Consider the following 16,903-nt stretch of genomic DNA (forward strand, 5'->3'; position numbering starts at 1 on the left):
AGGGGCGCGATGCGCAAGACCGCCAGTACACCAAAATAATTTGATGTTTTTATTACTGCATTTGCGCGAAGTGTCATAAACACTCAATACGCGTCTTCCATACTGCCTTCGTTCCCAAACCGGAGGCCCCATGGCCGAACGCGATACCGCATTTCTCTCTGTCAGGCATCTGGTGAAGCGCTTTGGCAGCCATACCGCGCTGTCGGACGTCTCGCTCGACATCCGCGCCGGGGAGCTGGTGTGCCTGCTGGGCCCCTCGGGCTGCGGCAAGACCACCTTGCTGCGCGCTATCGCCGGCCTGGAACGCCAGGACAGCGGCACCATCGTGCTGTCCGGCCGCGACATCTCGCATGCCGAACCGCAGGCGCGCGACTACGGCATCCTGTTCCAGTCGTATGCGCTGTTCCCCAACCTGACCGTGGCCCAGAACGTGGCCTATGGCCTGAGCGGCAAGCGTGCGCACCGCAACCATGTCGCCAACCGCGTCGAGGAAATGCTGACCCTGGTCGGCCTGGCGGGCGCGGCGGATAAGTATCCGGGACAGATCTCGGGCGGGCAGCAGCAGCGCGTGGCCCTGGCGCGCGCGCTGGCGCCGTCGCCATCCCTGCTGCTGCTGGACGAGCCCATGTCGGCGCTGGACGCCCGCGTGCGCGAGCATCTGCGCATTGAACTGCGCGCCCTGCAGAAGCGCCTGTCCATCACCACGCTGATGGTCACGCACGACCAGGAAGAGGCCATGGTGATGGCCGACCGCATCGCCGTCATGAATGGCGGCATCATCGAGCAGTACGGCACGCCGCGGGAACTCTACCGTCAGCCCGGCTCGGCCTTCATCGCCGATTTCGTGGGCGAAGCGAACTGGCTGCCGTTCGAACGCGTGGACGCGCACCGCGCCCGCGTCGGACGCCAGGAGCTGGCCGTGGACGAGGCGCTGGACGCCGCCAGCGGCAAGCTGTTCGTGCGCCCGGAAGCGGTACGGGTCAGTACCGCGCGCCCGGACCAGCCCAACGCCATGCTGGCCGACGTGCTGGACGGCGTGTTCCTCGGCCGCGGCTACCGCCTGGCCCTGCGTCTGGAAGGCGTGCCCGGCAGCATGGTGCATTCCATCGTGTCCCCCGAAATCGGAGACGCCCTGTTGGGTCCTCATGCTGCCAGCCGTTGCTGGGTGGAGCTGCCGCGCCATGCGATACGCGCCTACGGTTGATTCCGCCATGAGCCGTTCCTCCAACGTAGCCGCGCCGGGGGCCTTGGACACCGCCGCGCCGGCGCTGGGCCGCCGCCCGCTGCCGGCCTGGATCGGGGCTACGGGCCTCGCCGCCGGGCAGGGCGCCTTGGCTTTGGGCCTGCTGCTGTTCCTGGCGCTGCCCCTGGCCGCCATCCTGCTCAAGTCCGTGACCGACAGCGACGGCGCCTGGGCCGGCGTGTCCGTGCTCGCCGGCATCATCGGCGGCGACGGCTTCATGGCCATGGTCGCGCGCAGCCTGGCGGTGGGCGTCGTGACCACGCTGCTGGTGGTGCCCTGCGCCTATGGATTCGCCTACGGCCTGACGCGCACGCGCCTGCCCGGCAAGGGCCTGCTGCGCACCGTCGCCTTGCTGCCGCTGCTGGCGCCGTCGCTGCTGCCCGGTATTGCGCTGGTGTATCTGCTGGGCAACCAGGGCCTGCTCAAGGGCCTGACCGGCGGCGCGACCATCTACGGCTTCTGGGGCATCGTGGTGGGCGAGGCGTTCTATACCTTTCCGCACGCGCTCATGATCCTCCTGACCGGTCTGGCCCTGGCCGACGGCCGCCTCTACGACGCCGCGCGCGCCATGGGCGCGGGCCCCTGGCGCACCTTCCTGACGGTGACGCTGCCGGGCACCCGCTATGCCGTGTTCTCCGCCTGCTGCGTGGTCTTCACGCTGACGGTGACAGATTTCGGCGTGCCCAAGGTCGTGGGCGGCGACTACAACGTGCTGGCGATGGAGGCCTACAAGGCCGTGGTCGGCCAGCAGAACTTCCCCAAGGGCGCGGCCATCGGCATCCTGCTGCTGCTGCCCGCGATCCTGACCTTCGCGCTGGACCGCCGGCTGCGCGCCCGCCAGGGCGCCCAGCTAAGCGGCCGGGCCCAGCCCTACGCCGCGGGCGTCAACCGCCGCCGCGATGCCGCGTTCCTGGCGCTGGCCGGCGTGCTGGCGGCGTTCCTGCTGCTGATCATCGGCGTGGCGGTGTGGGCGTCCTTCGTGAAGATGTGGCCCTACAACCTGTCGATGTCGCTGCGTTCGTATGACTTCGACAATATGGACGGCGGCGGCTGGCTGGCCTGGCGCAACAGCCTGCAGCTGGCGTTCTGCACCGCGCTGGCGGGCACGGCCGTGGTCTTCACCGGCGCCTGGATGATGGAAAAAGTGCCTGCCCGCGGTACGCTCACGCGAGGCCTGCGCGGCATGGTCGGCATGCTGGCGCTGATGCCCATGGCCGTGCCCGGCCTGGTGCTGGGCCTGGGCTATATCTTCTTTTTCAACAGCCTGTCGAACCCGCTGAACGTGCTGTACGGCACCATGCCGCTGCTGGTCCTGTGCACCATCGTCCACTTCTATACCAGCGCGCACCTCACCGCCGCCACTGCGCTCAACGCGCTGGACCCGGAATTCGAGGCGGCGTCCGCGTCGCTCAAGGTGCCGCGCCTGACGACCTTTCTGCGCGTGACGCTGCCGATGTGCCTGCCGGCGGCGCTGGACGTGGCGCGCTATCTGTTTGTTTCCGCCATGACGACGGTGTCCGCGGTCGTGTTCCTGTACAGCCCTTCGACGGTGCTGGCCGCGGTCGCGGTGCTGAACATGGACGACGCCGGCTTCATCGGTCCCGCCGCCGCCATGTGCACCGTGATCATGGCCAGCTCGGCCGTCGCCGCCCTGGTCCTGCACCTGGCCAGCCGCGCGCTGGTTGCGCGCAGCCAGGCCTGGCGCCGCCCCGTGGCCCATTGAACGATTTTTCAAGGATGACCCTCATGACTGTTTCGCCTTTGCCCGTCCGCCTGGAAGCGGTGATCTTCGACTGGGCCGGCACGCTGGTCGACTTCGGCTCCTTCGCGCCCACCAAGGTGTTCGTGGACGCGTTTTCGCAGTTCGGCGTGGAGATGTCGCTGGCGCAGGCCCGCGGCCCCATGGGCATGGGCAAGTGGGACCACATCCGCACGCTCTGCAACGATCCGGTGATCGCCGGCCAGTACCAGGCCCAGTTCGGCCGCCTGCCCACCGACGACGACGTGACCGCCATCTACGAGCGCTTCCTGCCGATGCAGCTGGACAAGGTCGCCCAGTATTCGGCGGCGATCCCCGGCGCGGCCGAACTGCTGCGCGCCCTGCGCCAGCACGGCCTGAAGATCGGCTCGTGCTCGGGTTATCCCGGCAGCGTCATGCGCCGCGTGGTCGAGCGCGCCGCCTCCGAAGGCCTGGAACCCGACTGCATCGTCGCCAGCGACGACGTGCCGCGCGCGCGGCCGGCGCCCGCGATGGCGCTGAAGAACGTGGTCGAACTCGGCTTGTCCGACGTGGCTGCCTGCGTCAAGGTCGACGACACCGCGCCCGGCATCGAAGAAGGACGCCGCGCCGGCATGTGGACCGTGGGCCTGCTGCTGTCGGGCAACGCCGCCGGCCTGACGCTGGAGGAATACCTGAGCCTGGATGACGCAGGCCGCCAGAAAGCGCGCACCGCCGCCAGCCTGGAGCTGTCGCCCGCCGCTCCGCACTACCTGATCGATACCGTCGCCGACCTACCTGGTGTGATCTCCGATATCGAAGCCCGCTTGTCGGCAGGCCAGCGCCCCTAACCCTCTCACCTGTCTGCACCGCTTGCCGGGGCCGGTTCGCGCCAGCCCCGGGGGCCTCCCTCAGCCTTTTTCCGCCTACCCACGGAGTACTTCATGAATCGCTACAAGCTGCTTGCACTGGCCGCCGCCCTGACGGGCGTGATGGGCGCCGCCTCCGCCGAGACCACGCTGACGGTCTACACCGCGCTCGAAGCCGACCAGATCAAGGCCTACCAGGCCGCGTTCGAGAAGGCCAATCCCGACATCAGGATCCAGTGGGTGCGCGACTCCACCGGCATCATCACCGCCAAGCTGCTGGCCGAAAAGAACAACCCCAAGGCCGACGCCGTCTGGGGCCTGGCCGGCACCTCGCTGGGCCTGATGGACAAGGAAGGCATGCTGCAGCCCTACGCCCCCAAGGGCCTGGACCAGATCGCCGCCAACATGCGCGACGCCAAGGCCGAGCCCAGCTGGGTCGGCATGGACGGCTTTGCCGCCGCCATCTGCTTCAACACCATCGAAGCCGAGAAGCAGAAGCTGCCCAAGCCCACCTCGTGGCAGGACCTGACCAAGCCGGTGTACGCCGGCAAGATCGTGATGCCGAATCCGGCCTCGTCGGGCACCGGCTTCCTGGACGTCAGCGCTTGGCTGCAGATCTTCGGCGAAGAGAAGGGCTGGGCCTACATGGACGCCCTGCACAAGAACATCGGTTCGTACACGCACTCGGGTTCCAAGCCTTGCAACATGGCCGCCGCCGGCGAGTTCCCGATCGGCGTGTCGTTCGACTACCGCGCCGCCAAGCTGAAGGCCGACGGCGCGCCGGTCGAAGCCGTGTTCCCCTCGGAAGGCCTGGGCTGGGAAGTGGAAGCCACCGCCATCATGAAGGGCACCAAGAACCTGGAAGCCGCGCGCAAGCTGGCCGACTTCTCCGCCAGCCGCGAAGCCAACGAGCTGTACAAGGCCAACTTCGCCGTGCTCGCCATCCCGTCGATCGCCACGTCCAATCCGAACCTGCCGGCCGACCTGATGCAGCGCATGATCAAGAACGACTTCACCTGGGCCGCCACCAACCGCGACCGCATCATCGCCGAGTGGACCAAGCGCTACGACGGCAAGTCCGAGCCGAAGAAGAAGTAAGTCAGTTTGACCGCGGCGGCGCCGGCCGCCGCCGCACCCCGGGGGGGGCGCCCGCCAGGGCGGCTCCCGCCGCATTCCTCTTGCAATGTTCCACAGATGAAAAATTTCGACGTAGTCGTGGTGGGCGCCGGCATGCTGGGCATCGCCCACGCCTGGGCCGCCGCCAAGCGCGGCCTGTCGGTGGCCGTGATCGAGCGCAGCCGCCAGGCGCATGGCGCCACCATCCGCAATTTCGGCCAGGTCATCGTGACGGGCCAGGCCCCCGGCATGATGCTGTCGCACGCCCAGCAGGCGCGCGAGCTGTGGCTGGATCTGGCCGGGCGCGCGGGCTTCCATGTGCGCGCCAACGGCGCCCTGGTGCTGGCGCGCAATGCCGAAGAGGCGGACGTGCTGCAGGAATTCGCCGACACGCGCATGCGCCAGGAAGGCTATCGCGCCAACCTGATGTCGGGCCGCGAGGTGGCCGCGCTATACGGCGGCCAGCTGGCGCATCACTGCGCGGGCCTGCAAGGCCATGACGATCTGCAGATCTATTCGCGCGAGGCGCTGCCGGCCATCACCCGCTACCTCGCGGAATCGCTGGGTGTGCAGTTCATCACCGGCACGCTGGCGCGCGCGGTCGAGGGCGGGCTGGTGTGCACCTCGGCTGGCGAATTCAAGGGCGGACACGTGTTCGTCTGCCCCGGGCACGATTACCTGACCCTGCTGCCCGAGCGCTTTGCGCCGATGAACCTGGAGGTCACGCGCCTGCAGATGCTGCGCGCCGCATTCGAAACCCATCCCATCGCGCTGGACCGCCCCTTGCTGACCGGCCTGTCCTGCGTGCATTACGGCGCGTTCTCGGACCTGCCGTCGGCGCTGGCGCTGCGCGACGTGATCCAGGCGCGCACGCCCATGCTGCTGGAAAATGGCATCCACCTGCTGATCAGTCCCACGCCTTACGGCGAACTGATCATCGGCGATTCGCACCGCTATGGCCAGGACGCGCCGCCGTTCAACGACGAGGCGGTCGACAATGCCATGCTGGACCTGGCGACCCAGGCCCTGGGCGCGCGCCTGCGCGTGCTGGAGCGCTGGCAGGGCGTCTACGGCGCGCATGGCCCGGCGCCGTTCTCGGTCATGCCGGTGGACCCGGCCACGACGGTGGCGGTGATGCACTCGGGCGTGGGCATGACGGTGGGCCTGGCCATCGGCGAGCGCACCGTGGCGGGCGTGCTGGGCCGCTGAACGCGGCAGCCGGAAAGCGGAAAGGCCTCGCATATGCGAGGCCTTTCTGCATGGGAGCGGCGCCGAAGCCAGGCTTCAGACCCGCTCCTGCATGATGCGGCGATACCATTCGTGGAAGTGCTGCATGCCGTCTTCCATGGGCGACTGGTAGGGACCGGTTTCGTTCACGCCGCGCAGCATCAAAGCCTTGCGGCCCGCGTCCATGCGTTCGGCGATCTCGTCGTCCTCGATGGCCGTTTCCATGTAGGCGGCGCGCTGCGCCTCGACGAATTCGCGCTCGAAGGCGGCGATTTCCTCGGGATAGTAGAACTCGACCACGTTCACCGTTTCCTGCGGGCTCTTGGGATACAGCGTGGAGAGCACCAGCACGTGGGGATACAGCTCGATCATGTGGGTCGGGAAGTAGGTGACCCAGACCGCGCCGAAATCCGGCGCGTCGCCTTCGCGGAATGCCAGCAGGCGGTCGTGCCACTGCTTGTACACGTCGGACCCCGGCTGCGCCAGGGCGTTGTGCACGCCGACCTTCTGCAGGCTGTACCAGTCGTTGAACTCCCAGCTCAGGTCGTCGCAGGTGACGAAGCGGCCCAGGCCCGGATGGAACGGGCCGACGTGGTAATCCTCGAGGTAGACCTCGATGAAGGTCTTCCAGTTGTAGTTGCACTGGTGCACTTCGACGTGGTCCAGCACGTAGTCGCCGAAGTCGAATTCCGGACGCGAGAACAGCGGCGCCATGTCGGCGGACGGATCGCGCGGGCCTTCGAACAGCAGGCCATGGCAGTCGCGCAGGCGGAACTTCTGCAGGTTCATGCAGGGCGTGGTGGCGAACTGGGGCGCGCCCAACAACTCGCCCTGGTTGTTGTACGTCCAGCGATGCAAGGGGCAGACGATATTGCCGCCGGTTGCCTTCAGATTGCCATGCGTATTGCAGTTGCCGGCCACATTGCCGGTCTCGCCGCCCAGCATCAAAGCCTGGCGGTGGCGGCAGACATTTGAGATGAGTTCGACGCCTTGCTGGTTGCGAACCAGCACGCGTCCTCCGTCTTCCTGGACCAACGTACGCCAATCCCCGATTTCGGGCACCACTTTCTGGTGGCCGACGTATTGTGAGGATTGCTTGAAAATGAGTTCTTGCTCGCGGGCAAAGAGGGCTTCGTCAAAATACGCGCTGACGGGTAGCTGGGTGCGAGCTGGCACTACATGTGCCATCCGACCGATGTCGGTCATGATTCCCCCCGCTCGGATAAAAAAGCCAGGACGGATGAGCTTTTGCCTGGCGGCTTTGATATCCGCTGGGTGAAGTCCGTTCTGGCGCGAAGAAAAATCGGTGTCTGGCCGATCAAATAAGCCGTGAATTGTACCCCAAGCCCTTACCCCGCGCCCGTGAAGATCTGCGAAGCTTGGTGAAGTTATGCCGGAGCCGGTTTACATGCGTTGCGCGGGGCATAACCCCTTGACGACGCAGGCCTTTCAGACGAATCGGCGCGTGGCCGGATGCCGCCGTAGCAGCCAGCTGCTGGCGGCCGACAACACGAACACGCCGGCGGCAAGCACGGGCAGCGTCCAGGCGTCCTCGCGCGCGCCCGTCAGGGCGCCGGCGCGATGCGCCACGTCCAGGAACAGCGGATGGATCAGATAGATGCCGAAGGTCAGCGGCGCCAGCGAGGCCAGCCGCGGCAGGCGCGGCGACGAGACGATCCACTGGAAAGCCGCCAGCGACATGAACGGCACCGTCAGGCTGAAGTAATCGTAGAAGTAGGTGTCCAAGGCGCGGTTGCTCGACATGGCTTGCACGCCCAGCGCGGTCGCGGCCACGCTGGCCGCCAGCATCAGGCCGGGGCGGGGAATGCGCATCTGGCCGTCGAAGATCAACCGGCCCGCCACGAAGTAGCCCAGGTAGGGCAGGAACCAGGTCAGGAAGAAGCCCGCTGGCGCGCCCAGGGCGCGGCGGTACAGCGCGTCCAGGATCGCCACGCCCAGGATGCTGACCACCCACAGCGCGCGGGCGTGCGGCGTGCTGCGCGCATACAGGATGCGCACCAGCGGCGCGAACAGGTACAGGCCCACGATCATGTACAGGTACCACAGGTGGTAGTACGGCTCGCCCTGCGCCAGCTTGCGTGGCCAGAACGAAAAATCGATGCGGCCGTCGTCCCACCAGTCCAGCGCCGTGCGCCATGCCAGATAGAAGAACGTCCAGAACACGAGCGGCGCGCAGATCCGCGCCATGCGCCGGCTGTAGAACTGGCGCGCGTCCTGCGGCTTGTCGGGGTCCAGCAGCAGGGCGCCGCTGACCATGACGAACACGGGCACGCACCACCTTGCCGCCGAGTCATACAGGTTGGCGGCCAACCAGGCTCCCCCGCCGTAGATGGCGGGATTGCTGACTATCATGGCCGCGCTGTGCAACAGCACCACGGCCACCGCCGCCAGCCAGCGGGCGGCATCCAGGCGCGCATATTTCTCTTCGGCGTACGGCATCGGGCTCCCATGGCGGCATCTACTTTTTCACCATAGCAGCGGGGGGCGTCCTGGTTCTGTATCCAGGGGTTAGAGGGCATATCGACGCGCATGAAAAACCGGCAGGGGCGGTGAAACCCTCTGCCGGCGGACGCCGCGCGGCGCGGCGCATGCGCGGGCGGGCGCGGGCCCGCCTACGTTTTGTCACGAAACCGGCCGCGCCATCATTGCAGGACGATATTGGCCTGCTTGATCAATTGCGACACGATGGGCTGTTCGTTCTTGATCTGCTTGTCCAGCTCGGCGGCCGTGCCCGAGCGCGGGTCGATGCCCATGTCCAGCATGCGCTTCTTGATGGTTTCGTCCTGCAGGGTTTCGACCAGGGCCTGCTGCAGTTTTTCCATCACCGGGGCGGGCGTGCCCTTGGGCGCCACGAAGCTGAACCAGGCGGTCATGTCGAACGCGGGATAGCCTTGCTCGGCCAGCGTCGCCAGCTTGGGCTGCGTCGCCAGGCGGCCGGGGCTGGTGATGGCGAAGACCTTGACCTTGCCGGCATCGGCCTGCGGCATGCCGGTGGCCACCATGTCGAAGAACAGGTCCACGTCGCCGCTGACCAGTGCGGGCAGGGCCTGGGTCGCGCCCTTGAAGGGCACGTGCAGGATGTCGATGCCGGCGCGCTCCTTGAAGAGTTCGCCCGCCAGGTGCGAGGACGTGCCCGGGCCGAACGTGGCGAAGGTCAGCTTGCCCGGATTCTGCTTGGCGTAGGCCACCACGTCCTGGGTGCTGTTGAACGGCCGCTTGGGGCTGGCCAGCAGGACCAGCGGTCCGACGCCCACCATGCCGATGCGGGCGAAGCCGTCGGGATCGTAGGGCAGTTCCTTGTACAGATAGCGGTTGGTGACCAGCGTGGAGTTGGTCGCCATCAGGATGGTGTAGCCGTCCGGCGCTTCGCGTGAAACGAAGGCGGCCCCGATGGAGGTGCCGGCGCCTGCCTTGTTCTCGACGATCATGGGCTGGCCCAGCGTCTTGGCCATGCGTTCAGCCAGGATCCGGGTCAGCACGTCGGTGGCGCCGCCGGCAGGGAAGGGCGAGACCACCTTGATCGGCCGGGCCGGATAGGTGTCGGCCTGGGCCCCCAGCGCGGCGGCGCTGAGCAGCAGGGTGGCCAGCAGTTTGAAGCTAGTGCGTATCAATGTTTTCCCCTTGAAATCGCGTGCATGAGTGGAGGGTCGGGCCTGGCTTGGCGTTGCGGGGCAAGGCTTGCCAGGTCTCCTTGGATGCATTAAATTCCGTAAAATGGAATTTAATTTTGTTATTCGAAATAAACTATAAAAACGAAGCGAATAGAAATGCAATCTTTTTCTGACGCCAAGCGCATCGCGCATCCCGCCGCCAAACCGGACGGCAAGGTCGAACTCAGCCTGCCCGCGCGCCGCAAGCGCGCCGCCGGCGCGGGCGAGGGCGCCAATTCGCCCGACTTCATCACGGCGCTGGCGCGCGGGCTGGACGTGCTGCGTTGCTTTCGCCACGGCGTGACGGCCTTGGGCAACCTGGATCTGGCGCGCCTGACCGGCCTGCCCAAACCCACCATCAGCCGCATCACCTATACCCTGACCGAACTGGGCTATCTGCGTTATCACCCGGACACCGGCAAGTACTCGCCGGGCTACGGCGTGCTGGCGCTGGGCTTCGGCCTGCTGGCCGGACTGGAGGTGCGCGAGCTGGCCAAGGCCTCCATGACCGAACTGGCGCGCGCCACCGGCGGCGCCGTGGCCCTGGGCGCCTTCGATGGCGATGCCATGACCTACGTCGAGGCCATCCATGGTTCTTCGGCGCTGTATCTGCGCCTGCCGGTGGGCTATCGCGCCAGCCTGGACAGCGCCATGGGCCGGGCCTATCTGGCCAGCCTGCCGCCCCAGGCCTGCGCCGATGCGCTCGCCCGCCTGGACGAGACGGCGCCGGACGCGGCCGCCATCGAACGCGCCCGCGCGGAGTTGCACGACACGGGCTGCTGTTACGCCATTGGCGAATGGCAGTCGGGGATCAATGCGGTTGCGGTGCCGTTCTCCTCCCTTACGGGCGAGGGCGTCTTCGTCATGAGCTGCGGCGGGCCCGCCAGCCTGCTGCCGGAGGCGGACCTGCGCACGCGGGTGGCCCCCCTGCTGCGGGCCGCCATAGCGGGGCTGGCGGGCGCCCCTGCCTGAGACGCCGGCGAGTGGCGGCGGGCCCGCCGGCCTTGCGGGTATCTCGTACAATTCACGGATTGATCCACCCCTAGCGCCCTCGGAGACCCGTTTGGCCAAATCTTCACAAGCCGATCCGCAGATCGATGACCGTCCCTTGCCCCAGGATTTCGAAACGGCGCTGGCCGAGCTCGAATCGCTGGTAGCGGCCATGGAAGACGGCTCGTTGCCGCTGGAGCAGTCGCTTGCCGCCTACCGGCGCGGCGTGGCGCTCACGCGGGTCTGCCAGGAACGCTTGGCGCAGGCCGAACAGCAGGTCAAAGTCCTGGAGGGCGACTTGCTGCGTCCGCTGGACCCGGCGGCGCTGGATGACGAATAAGAATCCAATGAAGCAAATTCAACTCGCCTTCCCGGAATGGCTGCAAGGGCGCGTGAAGCACGTCGAAGACGTCCTGGACGATCTGTTGCCCCCGGCGGATGCGCTGCCCTCCCGGCTGCACGAAGCCATGCGTTACGCCGTGCTTGGCGGCGGCAAGCGGGTGCGCGCCGCGCTGGTCTACGCTGCGGGGCAGGCCTGCCCCGTCAGCGGCAGCGTGCTGGCCGTGCAGGCCTCGCTGGACCGCGCCGCCGCGGCGGTGGAGCTGATCCACGCCTATTCGCTGGTGCACGACGATCTGCCCTGCATGGATGACGACACGCTGCGCCGCGGCCGTCCCACCACCCACGTGCAGTTCGACGAGGCCACCGCCATGCTGGCGGGCGATGCGCTGCAGCCGCTGGCGTTCGATCTGCTGGCTTCCATGCCGATCGCGCCCGCGCTGATCGTGCAGGCCACGCAGTCGCTGGCGCGCGCCGCCGGCAGCCAGGGCATGGCGGGCGGCCAGGCCATCGACCTGTTCAGCGTGGGCCGCGCGTTGTCGCGCGACGAACTGCAAACCATGCACAGCATGAAGACAGGCGCCATGCTGGCTTGCAGCGTGGCTCTGGGCGGCATCGTGGCGGGTGCAAGCTCGGCCTCGCGCCAGGCGCTGGACGCCTACGCGCAGGCCATGGGGCTGGCCTTCCAGGTTGTCGACGACGTTCTGGATGTCACCGCGGACAGCGCCAGCCTGGGCAAGACGCCGGGCAAGGACGCCGCCGAGAACAAGCCCACCTATGTTTCGCTTCTGGGGCTGGAAGGCGCGCGCGCGTTCGCCCAGGAGCTGCGTGAGGACGCGCTGGCTGCCCTGGCTCCGCTGGGCGAGGCCGGATCGCGCCTGGCTGAACTGGCCGACTTCATCGTCCTACGAGACCGCTGAGCCGGGACCAGCCCGGACTGGAGGCAGGCCGGGCCAACGAACCACATAAAAGCATGACGACAGATTTACTGGACCGCATTCAATCCCCGGCTGACCTCAAGCGCCTGGATCGCCGCGAGCTGAAAAGGCTGGCCGACGAGCTGCGCGGCTTCGTGCTGGAATCGGTGTCCAAAACGGGCGGGCACCTGTCGTCCAATCTGGGCACGGTCGAACTCACGCTGGCCCTGCACCAGGTGTTCGACACGCCGCATGACCGCATCGTCTGGGACGTGGGCCACCAGTCCTATCCGCACAAGATCCTGACCGGACGCCGCGCCGGCATGGACAAGCTGCGCCAGCAGGGCGGGATCTCGGGCTTTCCGAAACGCAGCGAATCCGAATACGACGCCTTCGGCACCGCGCATTCGTCCACGTCCATCTCCGCCGCGCTGGGCATGGCGGTGGCCTCGCGCAACGCCGGCGTGCAGCGCCAGCACATCGCCGTCATCGGCGACGGCGCGATGTCGGCGGGCATGGCCTTCGAAGCCATGAACAACGCCGGCGTCACGCCCAATATCAACCTGCTGGTGATCCTGAACGACAACGACATGTCGATCTCGCCGCCGGTGGGGGCGCTGAACCGCTACCTGGCGCGCCTGATGTCGGGCCGCTTCTATGCAGCGGCCAAGAACGTCGGCCGCGCGGTGCTGCAGCACGTGCCGCCGGTGCTGGAACTGGCGCGCCGCTTCGAGGAACACGCCAAGGGCATGGTCACGCCGGCTACGCTGTTCGAGGAATTCGGCTTCAACTACGTCGGCCCGATAGACGGGCACGACCTGGACGCGCTGGTGCCCACCCTGCAGAACCTCAAGGCCCTGGAAGGCCTGCAGTTCCTGCACGTGGTCACCAAGAAGGGCCAGGGCTACAAGCTGGCCGAGGCCGACCCGGTGCTGTACCACGGCCCCGGCAAGTTCGATCCGGCCGTCGGCATCCAGCAATCGAAGGCGCCGGGCAAGCGCAGCTTCACGCAGGTGTTCGGCCAGTGGTTGTGCGACATGGCTGAACAGGACCCGCGCCTGGTCGCCATCACGCCCGCCATGCGCGAGGGCAGCGGCCTGGTGGAATTCGAAAAGCGCTTTCCCCAGCGCTACTTCGACGTGGGCATCGCCGAGCAGCACGCCGTGACGTTCGCCGCGGGCATCGCCTGCGAGGGCCAGAAGCCCGTGGTGGCGATCTACTCCACCTTCATGCAGCGCGGCTACGACCAATTCATCCATGACGTCGCCCTGCAGAACCTGGACGTGACCTTCGCGCTGGACCGCGCCGGCCTGGTGGGCGCGGACGGCGCCACGCATGCCGGCAACTACGACATCGCCTTCCTGCGCTGCGTGCCCAACATGGTCGTGGCCACGCCTTCGGACGAAAACGAAACGCGGCTGCTGCTGTCGACCTGTTATCAGTATCCCGGCCCGGCGTCGGTGCGCTATCCACGCGGCGCGGGCTGCGGCGCCGCCGAAGCGCCCGGCCTGGACACGGTGGAACTCGGCCGCGGCGTGGTGCGCCGCGAGGGCCGCAAGATTGCCATCCTGGGTTTCGGCATGCTGGTCCAGGCGGCGCTGGGCGCGGCCGAAAAGCTCGACGCCACCGTGGCCGACATGCGTTTCGTCAAGCCGATCGACCGCGAGCTGATCCTCGACCTGGCCAGCCGCCACGATGCGCTGGTCACGCTGGAAGACGCTTCCATCATGGGCGGCGCGGGCAGCGCCGTGCTGGAAACGCTGAGCGCGGCCGGCGTTGCAATCCCGGTGCTGCAGCTGGGCCTGCCCGACGAGTTCATCGACCACGGCGAGCAATCGGCGCTGTGGGCGGGCATCGGCCTGGACGCGCTGGGCATCGAGAGCTCGATCCGCGCCCGCTACGCCGACCTGCTGGCCTGATTGCACAGCGATTCCTGCGGGTTTTGCCCGCAGGAATGAAACACACTGTTCCGGCCCCGCCAACCTACGAATAAAAGGGTTTTCCCTGGCGCTTGGCGGACTATGGGCGATAATGGCCCCCTCTCAAAGATTCCTAGGCCCGTGCGTTTTCACGACTGACTGCCTAGACAGGTAAGCCGAAATGAATTCTCCGATCGACCCCGCCCTCGTGATGCCCGACGTCCAGAGTTCGGCGGACACCCGGCACATCCCGATTCAGCGCGTGGGCATCCGTGGCGTGCGCCACCCCATGTTGATTGAAAGCGGCGACGGTTCGCCCCAGGGCACCGTGGCCAACTGGACGCTGACCGTGGCGCTGCCGCCCGAAGAAAAAGGGACGCACATGTCCCGCTTCGTGGCCCTGCTGGAAAAGTACCGCAGCATCCCCATGACGCCGACCCTGTTCCGCGCCATGGCTGCCGACATGCTGCCGCTGCTGCATGCCGAGCGCGGCGACATCACCGCCGCCTTCCCGTACTTCATCAACAAGTCCGCCCCGATCTCCGGCGTGCAAAGCCTGCTGGACTACGAAGTGCAGTGGATCGCCCGCGCCCAGGGCGACGAGGTCGAGTTCGAACTGATCGTGCAGGTGCCCGTCACCAGCCTCTGTCCCTGCTCCAAGGCCATCTCCGAGTACGGCGCGCACAACCAGCGCTCGCACGTCACGGTGTCCGCCATCCTGAGCGCCGACATCGGCATGGACGGCGTCATCCGCCTGATCGAGGAAGAAGGTTCCTGCGAACTCTGGGGCCTGCTCAAGCGCCCGGACGAGAAGTACGTCACCGAACGCGCCTACGACAATCCCAAGTTCGTCGAGGACCTGGTGCGCGACGTGGCTGCCCGCCTGAACGCGCATCCCGGCATCGCCCGCTACCGCGTGGAAGCCGAGAACTTCGAATCCATCCACAACCACTCGGCCTACGCCGTCGTGGAAGGCTGAGCCTGCCGTGAGCCATCCGGCGGCCAATGACTGGCCGCTCATCGCGGGGCTGCAGGAGTGGGAATCGCGGCTGGCCAGCAATCTGGCCGGCCGCGGCCGTTTTGGCGTCGCGCTCTACGAGTTCTTCCGCTTCGGCGTGAAGCAGGCCTGGGCCTGCCTGTTCGGCGGCCTGATGTGCGCGCTGCTGCTGGGCACGCACTGGTGGTATCCCAAGGACGCCGCGCTGGCCCGCTACGATTTCCTGACCCTGGCCGCGCTGGGCATCCAGGCGCTGCTGCTGGCGCTACGCATGGAAACCTGGAGCGAAGCCCGCGTGATCCTGCTGTTCCATGTGGTGGGCACGGGCATGGAAGTGTTCAAGACCGCCGCGGGTTCGTGGATCTATCCCGAGGCCAGCGTGCTGCGCATCGGCGGCGTGCCGCTGTTCACGGGCTTCATGTATGCCGCGGTGGGCAGCTACCTGGCCCGCGTGTGGCGCCTGTTCGATTTCCGCTTCCGCGCGCATCCGCCGGCGGCGACCACCGTGGCGCTGTCGGTGCTGATCTACGTGAATTTCTTCACGCACCACTACATCATGGATTTCCGCTGGGCGTTGTTCGCGCTGACGGCGGTGTTGTTCGCGCGGACCTGGGTGTACTTCCGGATCTGGCGGGTCTACCGGCGCATGCCGCTGCTGCTGGGCTTCGTGCTGGTGGCCTTGTTCATCTGGTTCGCCGAGAACATCGGCACCTTTGCCAATGCCTGGCGTTATCCCAACCAGTCGCAGGGCTGGGAGCTGGTGTCCATCGCCAAGCTGGGATCGTGGTTCCTGCTGATGATCATCAGCTACGTGATGGTCAGCGTGGTCAGCCGGCCCCAGGAAATCGATGTTGCCGATTTGCCTCGGCGGGCGGGGCAGGGTAGCGAAAATAGCCCGTCCCTCATTTCCTGAGATCCTCCCGGCTTGCGTCTATAGGCTCAATCGGTGATAATCGAGAGCTTTCTTGCTCGACCGCCCATGGTTTTTGGGTAGCGGGCTGCCCCTTGCGGGCCACTGTTCAAGATGCATATTGCGATCCGCCTCTGATGGAAAGCGGGGGCGCAGGACGGTCGGCCAGCGAGACATCCTCAAGGAGTTTTACTCATGCGTCACTACGAAGTGGTGTTTATCGTTCACCCCGACCAAAGCGAGCAAGTGCCCGCCATGGTCGAGCGTTACCAAGCGCTGGTCACGGGCCAAGGCGGCTCGGTTCACCGCCTGGAAGACTGGGGCCGCCGTCAACTGGCCTACCCGATCCAGAAGCTCGTCAAGGCTCACTACGTCTGCCTGAACATCGAGTGCGGCCAAGCCACGCTGGATGAGCTGGAACACTCGTTCCGCTACAACGACGCCGTTCTGCGCCACCTGGTCATCAAGACCAAGAAGGCTCAAGCCACGCCCTCGATCATGATGAAGTCGGTCGAACGCGAAGAAGCCCGCAAGGCTTCGGCTGAAGCAGCAGCGCCGGCTCAGGCCGAGTAAGCAGGGCTCACGCAGAGCTCATCCCATGAAGTCCCCTCGGTGCCTGGCAGGATGAACAAGCTGGAACTCAGCGCCCGCGTTCTCGAATGCGAGCCTTTGCGCCACACTCCCGCCGGTTTGCCCGCACTGGAAATGGTGCTGGCGCACGAGTCCGAAGTCGTCGAAGCAGGCCTCCCGCGCCGCGTCGAGCTGACTATCGCGGCCGTGGCACTGGGCGATCTGGCGTTGCTGCTGAAGGACACCGCTCTAGGGTCTGAATTGCTGGTGCAGGGGTTTTTGGCTCCCACCCGCAAGGACTCGGTGAAGGTCAAGCTGCATTTGCAGCAGGCACGCAGGATCAGCGGTAGCGCAGGACGCGATCCGCTGGTGGCTTGAAGGGAATTGGGCAAGAGGCGCGATGAGCGCCTTCTGAATA

At 66.7% G+C, this 16,903-nt stretch carries 16 protein-coding genes; 13 read left to right on the forward strand and 3 right to left on the reverse strand.

Features of this window, described 5'->3' with window-relative positions; translation table 11 throughout:
* Nucleotides 1–130 precede the first annotated feature (130 nt).
* The 5 genes from BRO63_RS08390 (at nt 131) to BRO63_RS08410 (ending at nt 6,154) form a co-directional block, all read left to right on the forward strand.
* Complete coding sequence (locus BRO63_RS08390) at nt 131–1,204, forward strand: putative 2-aminoethylphosphonate ABC transporter ATP-binding protein (protein WP_088139279.1); 1,074 nt, start codon at nt 131–133, stop codon at nt 1,202–1,204.
* A gap of 7 nt (nt 1,205–1,211) precedes the next feature.
* Entirely contained in the window at nt 1,212–2,966 is a 1,755-nt protein-coding gene (locus BRO63_RS08395; RefSeq protein WP_088139280.1) for a putative 2-aminoethylphosphonate ABC transporter permease subunit, read from the forward strand.
* A 23-nt stretch (nt 2,967–2,989) separates the two neighbouring features.
* Entirely contained in the window at nt 2,990–3,811 is an 822-nt protein-coding gene (phnX, locus tag BRO63_RS08400) for a phosphonoacetaldehyde hydrolase (protein ID WP_373557769.1), read from the forward strand.
* A gap of 93 nt (nt 3,812–3,904) precedes the next feature.
* Nucleotides 3,905–4,927, forward strand: a complete 1,023-nt coding sequence (locus BRO63_RS08405; RefSeq protein WP_088139282.1) for a putative 2-aminoethylphosphonate ABC transporter substrate-binding protein — start codon at nt 3,905–3,907, stop codon at nt 4,925–4,927.
* Between the two features lie 96 nt (nt 4,928–5,023).
* Nucleotides 5,024–6,154: a TIGR03364 family FAD-dependent oxidoreductase gene (locus BRO63_RS08410; RefSeq protein WP_088139283.1), complete on the forward strand. Its 1,131-nt coding sequence runs from the start codon at nt 5,024–5,026 to the stop codon at nt 6,152–6,154.
* A gap of 75 nt (nt 6,155–6,229) precedes the next feature.
* Here BRO63_RS08410 and BRO63_RS08415 read toward each other — a convergent pair whose 3' ends face one another.
* The 3 genes from BRO63_RS08415 to BRO63_RS08425 all read right to left on the reverse strand — a co-directional run bounded on the left by BRO63_RS08415 (nt 6,230) and on the right by BRO63_RS08425 (nt 9,804).
* The gene (locus BRO63_RS08415; RefSeq protein ID WP_088139284.1) at nt 6,230–7,378 is read right to left on the reverse strand and encodes an aromatic ring-hydroxylating oxygenase subunit alpha; all 1,149 of its coding nucleotides are present in this window, start codon (nt 7,376–7,378) and stop codon (nt 6,230–6,232) included.
* Nucleotides 7,379–7,621: 243 nt separating this feature from the next.
* The gene (locus tag BRO63_RS08420) at nt 7,622–8,632 is read right to left on the reverse strand and encodes an acyltransferase (RefSeq protein WP_088139285.1); all 1,011 of its coding nucleotides are present in this window, start codon (nt 8,630–8,632) and stop codon (nt 7,622–7,624) included.
* 203 nt (nt 8,633–8,835) lie between these two features.
* Nucleotides 8,836–9,804: a Bug family tripartite tricarboxylate transporter substrate binding protein gene (locus tag BRO63_RS08425; RefSeq protein WP_088139286.1), complete on the reverse strand. Its 969-nt coding sequence runs from the start codon at nt 9,802–9,804 to the stop codon at nt 8,836–8,838.
* 156 nt (nt 9,805–9,960) lie between these two features.
* Between BRO63_RS08425 and BRO63_RS08430 the strand changes: the two genes are divergently transcribed.
* The 8 genes from BRO63_RS08430 to priB all read left to right on the forward strand — a co-directional run bounded on the left by BRO63_RS08430 (nt 9,961) and on the right by priB (nt 16,863).
* The gene (locus BRO63_RS08430; RefSeq protein WP_088139287.1) at nt 9,961–10,815 is read left to right on the forward strand and encodes an IclR family transcriptional regulator; all 855 of its coding nucleotides are present in this window, start codon (nt 9,961–9,963) and stop codon (nt 10,813–10,815) included.
* 91 nt (nt 10,816–10,906) lie between these two features.
* Nucleotides 10,907–11,173 carry an exodeoxyribonuclease VII small subunit gene (locus tag BRO63_RS08435; RefSeq protein ID WP_054451022.1) on the forward strand — a complete coding sequence of 89 codons (267 nt, stop codon included), beginning with the start codon at nt 10,907–10,909 and terminating at the stop codon, nt 11,171–11,173.
* 7 nt (nt 11,174–11,180) lie between these two features.
* Complete coding sequence (locus BRO63_RS08440) at nt 11,181–12,092, forward strand: polyprenyl synthetase family protein (protein WP_088139288.1); 912 nt, start codon at nt 11,181–11,183, stop codon at nt 12,090–12,092.
* A 53-nt stretch (nt 12,093–12,145) separates the two neighbouring features.
* Complete coding sequence (dxs, locus tag BRO63_RS08445; protein WP_088139289.1) at nt 12,146–14,008, forward strand: 1-deoxy-D-xylulose-5-phosphate synthase; 1,863 nt, start codon at nt 12,146–12,148, stop codon at nt 14,006–14,008.
* 181 nt (nt 14,009–14,189) lie between these two features.
* Complete coding sequence (gene folE2 / locus BRO63_RS08450; protein ID WP_088139290.1) at nt 14,190–14,987, forward strand: GTP cyclohydrolase FolE2; 798 nt, start codon at nt 14,190–14,192, stop codon at nt 14,985–14,987.
* 7 nt (nt 14,988–14,994) lie between these two features.
* Nucleotides 14,995–15,918: a DUF817 domain-containing protein gene (locus BRO63_RS08455; protein WP_088139291.1), complete on the forward strand. Its 924-nt coding sequence runs from the start codon at nt 14,995–14,997 to the stop codon at nt 15,916–15,918.
* Between the two features lie 192 nt (nt 15,919–16,110).
* Complete coding sequence (rpsF, locus tag BRO63_RS08460) at nt 16,111–16,488, forward strand: 30S ribosomal protein S6 (protein ID WP_013392507.1); 378 nt, start codon at nt 16,111–16,113, stop codon at nt 16,486–16,488.
* A 51-nt stretch (nt 16,489–16,539) separates the two neighbouring features.
* Nucleotides 16,540–16,863 carry a primosomal replication protein N gene (gene priB / locus BRO63_RS08465; protein WP_088139292.1) on the forward strand — a complete coding sequence of 108 codons (324 nt, stop codon included), beginning with the start codon at nt 16,540–16,542 and terminating at the stop codon, nt 16,861–16,863.
* Nucleotides 16,864–16,903: the final 40 nt, after the last annotated feature.

The sequence above is a fragment of the Achromobacter xylosoxidans genome (assembly GCF_002192695.1).
Classification (GTDB): Bacteria; Pseudomonadota; Gammaproteobacteria; order Burkholderiales; family Burkholderiaceae_B; genus Achromobacter; species Achromobacter xylosoxidans_C.